The organism is Turicibacter sp. HGF1, from assembly GCF_000191865.1.
Classification (GTDB): domain Bacteria; phylum Bacillota_I; class Bacilli_A; order MOL361; family Turicibacteraceae; genus Turicibacter; species Turicibacter sanguinis.
In genome coordinates this window covers 1-7,103 of record NZ_AEXQ01000116.1, presented here as the reverse complement: position 1 = coordinate 7,103, position 7,103 = coordinate 1, and the positions used below count along the sequence as shown (strand labels likewise).

Sequence of the window (7,103 nt, the reverse complement as noted above, 5' to 3'; positions counted from 1 at the left end):
AATTTTTAATTGCGCTTTTTTTTCTTAGTCAACAAAGTATGATTTTAATTCTTCTGTTGTTTTTGAAACAGTTAAAGCTAACATCAATTGGATGCGAGCTTTTTGACCATTTAAATTACTCGCTAAGATAGCCCCCATATCGCGAAGCTGGGCACCACCACCAAGATATCCATAAGATCCAAGCACTCGTCCTTGTAAACAACGTGAAACAATGACCACCGGAATCTTATTTTCTGTTGCGGCCTTTATACCTTCTAACATTAGCGGTGGAACATTTCCACGTCCCATCGCTTCAATGACAATCCCTTTAACGTTTTGGCTCACTAGGAAGTTAAGAATGGTTGAATCCATTCCAGAAACGGCTTTAAGCAAGTGAACATCTGATTCAATTTGATTTGTTTCAATGTGGGGAGTAGGGGCAGAGCTTTTATGATAATAAATCACTTCATCTTGATCAACAATTCCAATAGGACCAAATTCAGGTGATTTAAAGGTATCAAGACTCATCGTATGTGTTTTCGTCACTTCACGAGCTGTGTTGACTTCATTGTTTAAGACAACCAAAACACCTTTTCCACGAGAGTTTTCGTGAGCAGCCGTACAAATAGCTGCCGCTAGATTACTTGGTCCATCATATCCAAGTTCCGATCCATTACGCATCGCTCCAACTACAACAACTGGTTTTTCAGATGATAGCGTTAAATCTAATAAATACGCAGTTTCTTCTAAGTTATCCGTTCCGTGTGTCACAACAACTCCACTGATATCCTCTTGTTTTAATTTATTTTCTACGACTTGTTTTAATTCCATCATTTTCTCAGGTGTCATATGAGGCCCTGGTAGAGCACCAAATTCAACAATATCAAGTTCAGCAATTTGATCAATATTCGTAACCATTGACATGATATCTTGACTAGACATTGAAGGGATAGCCGCTTTTAAACGAGGATCAACTTTCATTGAAATAGTCCCACCGGTAAATACTACTGCCACTTTTTTCATCATAATAACCCTCCAAATTTCATTTTTCTACCTTTTTTATTTTACTCATTCTCCCATAACGTTGCAACCTTTATTCCAAATAATCCTCTACTAACAATAATCTGGATTCAGCGTGCCTAAACATTCTTATCTTGCAAAACTAATCGTGAGGTAACATCCTGTTTTCTAACAAATTTTAACCTGAACTTTTTATTTAGACGTGTCAATATCATAAGACTCCATCATTTTAATCGTTAAAGTTCATTAAAGCGTAGCAATCTATATCATAAGCTATTGTCATTTTAAAAAGACGATACTAAGTCACCTTACGCTTAATAACAGAATTTAGATTGACTGAATCAACTTTCATTCTAGCGAAATAATTGAGAAGCGAAGTAAAGAGGAGAGGGAATAAAAAAAACTCTCCGCTATGAAGAGTTTAGATTACTATATATTATCCGGCACAGAACGATGAGCTAATCCAATCACAACATCATCTAAATGCAATAATCCAATACTTAAGAAAATACAAACGGTTAAATGTTCACGATGACGTGCAATTGCAATCTTTCCACCAGCATTTAATCCATTTGCTTTCATCGACACTTGCATGATCGCATCTCTGGCAGCACCTGCTACTGCACCATCTAAAACCATGCATTCTTTAGTAATGCCCGTTTTTCGAGAAGCAATAATGGCACGTTCAATAATTTTTGGGATTGATTGAATTAAATTTCCACCTACATCAACTGCCGTAGCATTAATTCCATGTTCTTTTAATTGCTTGACAAGCTGATCTTCTTCATTTCTAGACGAAGTCATCGCCACTTTAACTGCCGCTTTAGTCACATCTAAACTTGTAAATTGATTCATCTACTTAACCTCCTTACCACTCTTAATAAGGTTACACCTTTTTTTTGTAAAATTCAAAGGAAAAATCGTGTTTTTTTATTAGGTTTTAATCCTATTATGCTCAAAAAGAAAAAGGGATAGTCATCTAAGCGCCCTAAAAGGTTTAACTCAAGACTCTCCCTTTAAAAAATTATGAAAATAATAGTTCATCACTGATTTGACCACCAATATTTTGTTCAAATTGATGTAATAATTTTTCAGGTGTTAATTGTTTTTTCTCATCACCTGAAATATCTAATACAACATGGCCATCATGTAGCATGATTAATCGATTACCATAAGTAATCGCCTGACTTAAATTATGTGTAATCATTAAGGTGGTAATATTTGAAGTTGTAACGATTTGATTCGTCAATTCCATAATTTTTGCTGATGTTTTAGGGTCCAGTGCCGCTGTATGCTCATCAAGTAACAACAATTCTGGTTTAACGAGTGTTGCCATTAATAATGATAACGCTTGTCGTTGCCCACCTGATAATAGCCCAACAGGGGAGTTCATTTGCTTTTCTAGGCCTAATTCTAATGGGGTAACAAGTTCTTTAAATAACTTTAAATCCTTTTTAGATTCTAAAAAAGATAATCCAAATCGTTTCCCTTTATTTTTAGCTAATGATAAATTTTGAGCAATCGTCATAGAAGGAGAGGTTCCCATCGTTGGATTTTGAAATACCCGACTAATGAACCTTGTTCTTTCATATTCAACTGTATGTGTTAAATCTTCTTGATTTAAGAAAATTGTGCCACTATCAGCAGAAATTGAGCCTGATATTAAATTTAATAATGTGGATTTTCCGGCGCCATTACTTCCGATGATGGTCACAAATTCACCATCTAAAACCGTCAAGTTTAAAGAATCAAAGATTCTTTTTTCATTAACTGTGTTCGGATAAAAAGTTTTGCTCAGTTGTTGGATCCTTAACATCTCTTATCCCACCTTTCATTTCATGTTTTTTAAAGAGAGTAACTTTAAAATGATAATGATTTAAAGCTAGAGCCAGTGTCACAATAGCAGCACTTAGTAATTTTAAATCATTAGGTGGAAATCCAAATTGCAAAGCAAGAGCTGTACAACCCTGATACAAAATAGCACCAATAATGGCCGTGGTTGTTGGAAGAATCCAAGATGATTTTTTAAATATCGCTTCTCCGAAGATAACAGCCGCTAATCCAATGACAATCGTTCCAGTTCCCATGGTGACATCAGCATACCCTTGATATTGAGCACTTAAAGAACCAGCTAATCCAACTAACCCATTAGAAATCATTAAACAAACAATCTTCACAAAACCGATATGAACTCCGAGTGTCGTGACTAATTGAGGGTTATCTCCTGTTGCTTTGACCATAAATCCAAATTTTGTTTTCAAAAACAAATCAACCAATAACTTCACCACCATGACCACAAGAACAATCGTAAGCAGGGTAGGGAGGGATGTTGAAAAAAGATGTTTTTGATTAAAGAGTGCAATATTCGCACGATTCCCCATCACTCTTAAGTTAATAGAGTACAATCCACTCATCACTAATATTCCTGAAAGAAGGTTCGTGATTTTCAATTTCACATGTAAGAGCCCTGTCACAGCTCCTGCTAACATGCCTCCAATAAATGAAATGAAGATGGCAACAGAAGCATTTATCCCTTGGGTTAAAAGTAGGGCAGTGATTGAAGCGCCTAGTGGAAACGTCCCTTCAACTGATAAATCTGCAAAATCCAAAACTTTATAGGTTAAGTAAACACCGAGTGCTAAAATTCCAAAAATCAAACCTTGTTCTAAAACGGTTAGTAGAACGGTCATACTAGTCACCTTCTACAATTTCAGCTTCACTTAAAATATCCTCAGGAATCACAAGTCCAATCGCATCTGCATTCTGTTGATTTACAATTAACGTTGTATTCTCAAGCGTATTAATGGACATAGTGCTCGGATCTTTTCCTTCTAATACTTCGACTGCCATTAATCCAGTCTCATATCCTAACTGGTAATAATCGATTCCTTCTGTGGCAACTCCACCTGCAGTTGCCATTCCTTCTTCACCCGTAATGACAGGTACCTTTTTCTCCACGCAAGCATTCCATAACACCGGCATCGCACTGGCTACTAAATTATCCGTTGGGGCATACATCACGTCAATTTTATCAATAATTGATGAAACAGCAATTGGAATATCATTCACAGAAGTTATCCCCACTTCTACAATCTCATATCCTAAAGATTTAGCAGCTTCTTTTGCCATTGAGACTTGGACTTGTGAGTTCACTTCACTTGTTGTATAGATGACACCAATTGTTTTAGCATTCGGTACAAGTTCTTTAATTAAGTTCATTTGTTTTTCAACAGGTGTTAAATCACTCGTTCCTGTTACATTAGTTCCCGTGACATCCCAATCTTTAACAAGTTCAGCTGAAACAGGATCAGTTACAGCTGTAATGACGATTGGAATCTCTTGCGTTGCATTATAAGCAGCCTGAGCAGCTCCTGTTGCAATGGCAAAAATCATATCCACCTGATTTGATACAAATTGTTTAGCAATTGTTTGTGTCGTCGCCATATCTCCTTGAGCATTTTTTAAATCAAATTTAATATTTTCACCATCCACATAACCTTCAGCTTCTAGTGCTGCCACAAATCCTTCATAAGAGGCATCCAGTGCAGCATGTTCCATATACTGTAAAACTCCAATCGTTTTAACGTCTGAATTTTCTTGCTTACTGCATCCTACGAGAAAGCTACCACAAAAAACAATCCCAATCCCTAAAATGTTCAACCATTTACTAGCTTTCATACCATCATTCCTTCCTTTTTCCTTCCTTATGCAATTCAACTGATAACTGATTAGAAAAACTCTCCATCTTGGAGAGTTTGTGAGTCTAATAGAGTACTCGAGATTCCATGTAATCAATCATAATCTCACAAACCTTCTATTGGGTTATTCTAATCATCCTACTAGATAAATTCCCCTTGAATTTATCACCCAAAACACCAATATGTGGAAATATCGTGCCCTGAATTATGATTATTATATGACCGATGCCTAGAAAAGTCAAACCATTTAAAAGTTAATTTTTTCCATTTTTTTAAAAAACAAATAAAAAAAACACTGTAGCAGTGTCTTTTCAAATACAATATAGATACAACATAAATAGAGGTATGAGAAAGAGAAGAAAGGTGAGCTCTAAGTTGTAATGTCTAAGTTGGGCTCAATCATATTATGGTTTGAATTTAAAATTATATACAATAAATCATCATAATATTTAAAAAATAAAAAAACACCATTGCCGGTCAATGGTGTTTTAGGAATGTAGGTAAAGATAAGGAGTGTGAGCACAACTGGCTCATTACTATTATACTTTTAAAAGATTAAGAGTTTCAAGACATAACAGACAACAAACCTTGATTGCTGTTTTATCCCTCCTTTCTTTCGATTTTCTTTGACAAAATACCTTGAATTCTTTTGCTAAAACAGTAAGAACTCTATTCCAATCTTAACAAGATGTAGTATTTTGTAGTTAATCATCTGATCTAAAAATATTAGGATTCATTTTATTATGATGACAACTTAATGCTTGATGAGCAGGTCCTTCTATTACCTCTCCCGTATAAGAAAATCGTGATCCATGACAAGGACAATCCCATGTTCGTTCAGCCGTATTAAAAGCTAGCTCACACCCTAGATGAGGACAGGTGATATCAACTAGATAAAGAAGCCCTTCTTTATCTTTATACAAACCATAATTTCCTTCGTTAGTGGCTATAATGGTTGCTTCATCAACACCTAATTCTACGTTTTTCTCACCTAATTTTAACTTACCTTTTATGTATTCAAACGCTATCTTTGAATTGTAAGCGATTAAATTCTTAATTGCCATTTTAGAGTTTAAACGACTTGGAGAGAATAGGGCAGTATACGGACTATCCATCCCTCTAATCAATTGATTTAAAAGAAGAGCCGCCGCGGTTCCATTACTCATTCCCCATTTACAATATCCAGTTGCAACGAATTGATTTAAACAATCTTTATGAAGTCTCCCTATATAAGGCATATGATCAATCGAGACAACATCTTGTGTTGACCACTCATATGAAATAGCATCCGTTTGAAACTTTTCTTTTGCAAAGTTAATCAAGGCTTCATAATTTTCATTCGTATCTTTCACGGTACCTGGACGATGATTTTCACCTCCAATTAAAAGAAAATTTTGATACGTCCGAATGGAGCGTGTTGGCGATTCATACGAAATATACATTCCATGGGGTAGGGAAGAAGCATTCTCAACCGCTATCAAATAGGAATGACTCATCTCAATTTTAGAAAAGAGAAGCGATCCATCATCATAAAATGGAAAATGACAGGCTTGAACCACACGCTTAGCGTTAACCTTATATCCATTAGATGTGATGATTGAGGAACTTTGATCCTCATTGAAAACCATCTCACAGGCTGTTGTATGCTCATAGATCGAAATATTAGAATACTCAGCTAGTGCCTTTAATAAACCGACTAAATACTTTAATGGATGAAACTGTGCCTGATTTTTAAATGCAATGGCCTTTTCAATTGGAAAGGGGAGATCGAGCGATTCTACCAGTTCACAATCCATGTTTAGTGAACGACAGGCTTCATATTCTGCCTCAAATTTTGATAAGTTTGATGCCTCTTGGGTAAAGACATAGTGGGGGAGTCTTACAAAATCACAATCAATCTTTAAATCATGTATCGTTTTCGCCACAAAATCAATGGCTTCTTGCTGTGATTCATAATATAGCTTTGCACCATCATAACCAACATTTTGAATTAAATCCTGATAAATTAACCCTTGACCAGCAGTTAATTTCGCCGTTGTATAAGCAGTTGTCCCATGAATAACTTGGTCTGAATCAATCAATGCAATCTTTAAGCCAGAATCACGTAACAAATAAGCCAACGTAATCCCAGTTATTCCGGCACCCACAATACAAACATCAACAGATAGATCTTCACATAGCGAATGATAACTAGGAACGACCGTCGTATCTAACCAAAGTGGAACTTTCATTTTAAAACCTCCTAAAATAGACTCAATATAGTTTGGAATTCAAAAAAGGAAACTATGTATATCTTTTATTTTTATTATTAAGTTTACATAATATACATTATAGGAAGTTATGGTGGTTGATAAAAAAGCTAACTAGCCGTGCCCTTTCACAAACTCTTTTACCTAAAAATTAAAA

Annotated in this window: 6 protein-coding genes; all 6 read right to left on the bottom strand. The window is 35.5% G+C overall.

Translation table 11 applies throughout. The annotated features are described in order from the left end of the window. Positions 1-24: 24 nt before the first annotated feature. The gene (locus HMPREF9402_RS11530; protein WP_039931027.1) at positions 25-1,002 is read right to left on the bottom strand and encodes an asparaginase; all 978 of its coding nucleotides are present in this window, start codon (positions 1,000-1,002) and stop codon (positions 25-27) included. Positions 1,003-1,428: 426 nt separating this feature from the next. Beyond that, the gene (locus tag HMPREF9402_RS11525; RefSeq protein ID WP_006784673.1) at positions 1,429-1,854 is read right to left on the bottom strand and encodes a HutP family protein; all 426 of its coding nucleotides are present in this window, start codon (positions 1,852-1,854) and stop codon (positions 1,429-1,431) included. Between the two features lie 169 nt (positions 1,855-2,023). Continuing rightward, positions 2,024-2,815, bottom strand: a complete 792-nt coding sequence (locus tag HMPREF9402_RS11520; RefSeq protein ID WP_006784674.1) for an ABC transporter ATP-binding protein — start codon at positions 2,813-2,815, stop codon at positions 2,024-2,026. Next, on the bottom strand, positions 2,766-3,689 hold the full coding sequence (locus tag HMPREF9402_RS11515) for an ABC transporter permease (RefSeq protein WP_006784675.1): 924 nt from the start codon (positions 3,687-3,689) through the stop codon (positions 2,766-2,768). Before HMPREF9402_RS11515 ends, HMPREF9402_RS11520 begins: the two co-directional genes overlap by 50 nt. A gap of 1 nt (position 3,690) precedes the next feature. After that, positions 3,691-4,677: an ABC transporter substrate-binding protein gene (locus HMPREF9402_RS11510; RefSeq protein ID WP_006784676.1), complete on the bottom strand. Its 987-nt coding sequence runs from the start codon at positions 4,675-4,677 to the stop codon at positions 3,691-3,693. Positions 4,678-5,401: 724 nt separating this feature from the next. Then, positions 5,402-6,928, bottom strand: coding sequence for an FAD-dependent oxidoreductase (locus HMPREF9402_RS11505; RefSeq protein WP_009607428.1), 1,527 nt, complete (start codon positions 6,926-6,928; stop codon positions 5,402-5,404). Positions 6,929-7,103: the final 175 nt, after the last annotated feature.

What these genes read in the sequence shown, in the direction of transcription:
- HMPREF9402_RS11520 (WP_006784674.1), bottom strand. Translation starts at nt 2,815, where the DNA reads ATGTTAAGGATCCAACAACTGAGCAAAACTTTTTATCCGAACACAGTT.
- HMPREF9402_RS11510 (WP_006784676.1), bottom strand. Translation starts at nt 4,677, where the DNA reads ATGAAAGCTAGTAAATGGTTGAACATTTTAGGGATTGGGATTGTTTTT.
- HMPREF9402_RS11530 (WP_039931027.1), bottom strand. Translation starts at nt 1,002, where the DNA reads ATGAAAAAAGTGGCAGTAGTATTTACCGGTGGGACTATTTCAATGAAA.
- HMPREF9402_RS11515 (WP_006784675.1), bottom strand. Translation starts at nt 3,689, where the DNA reads ATGACCGTTCTACTAACCGTTTTAGAACAAGGTTTGATTTTTGGAATT.
- HMPREF9402_RS11505 (WP_009607428.1), bottom strand. Translation starts at nt 6,928, where the DNA reads ATGAAAGTTCCACTTTGGTTAGATACGACGGTCGTTCCTAGTTATCAT.
- HMPREF9402_RS11525 (WP_006784673.1), bottom strand. Translation starts at nt 1,854, where the DNA reads ATGAATCAATTTACAAGTTTAGATGTGACTAAAGCGGCAGTTAAAGTG.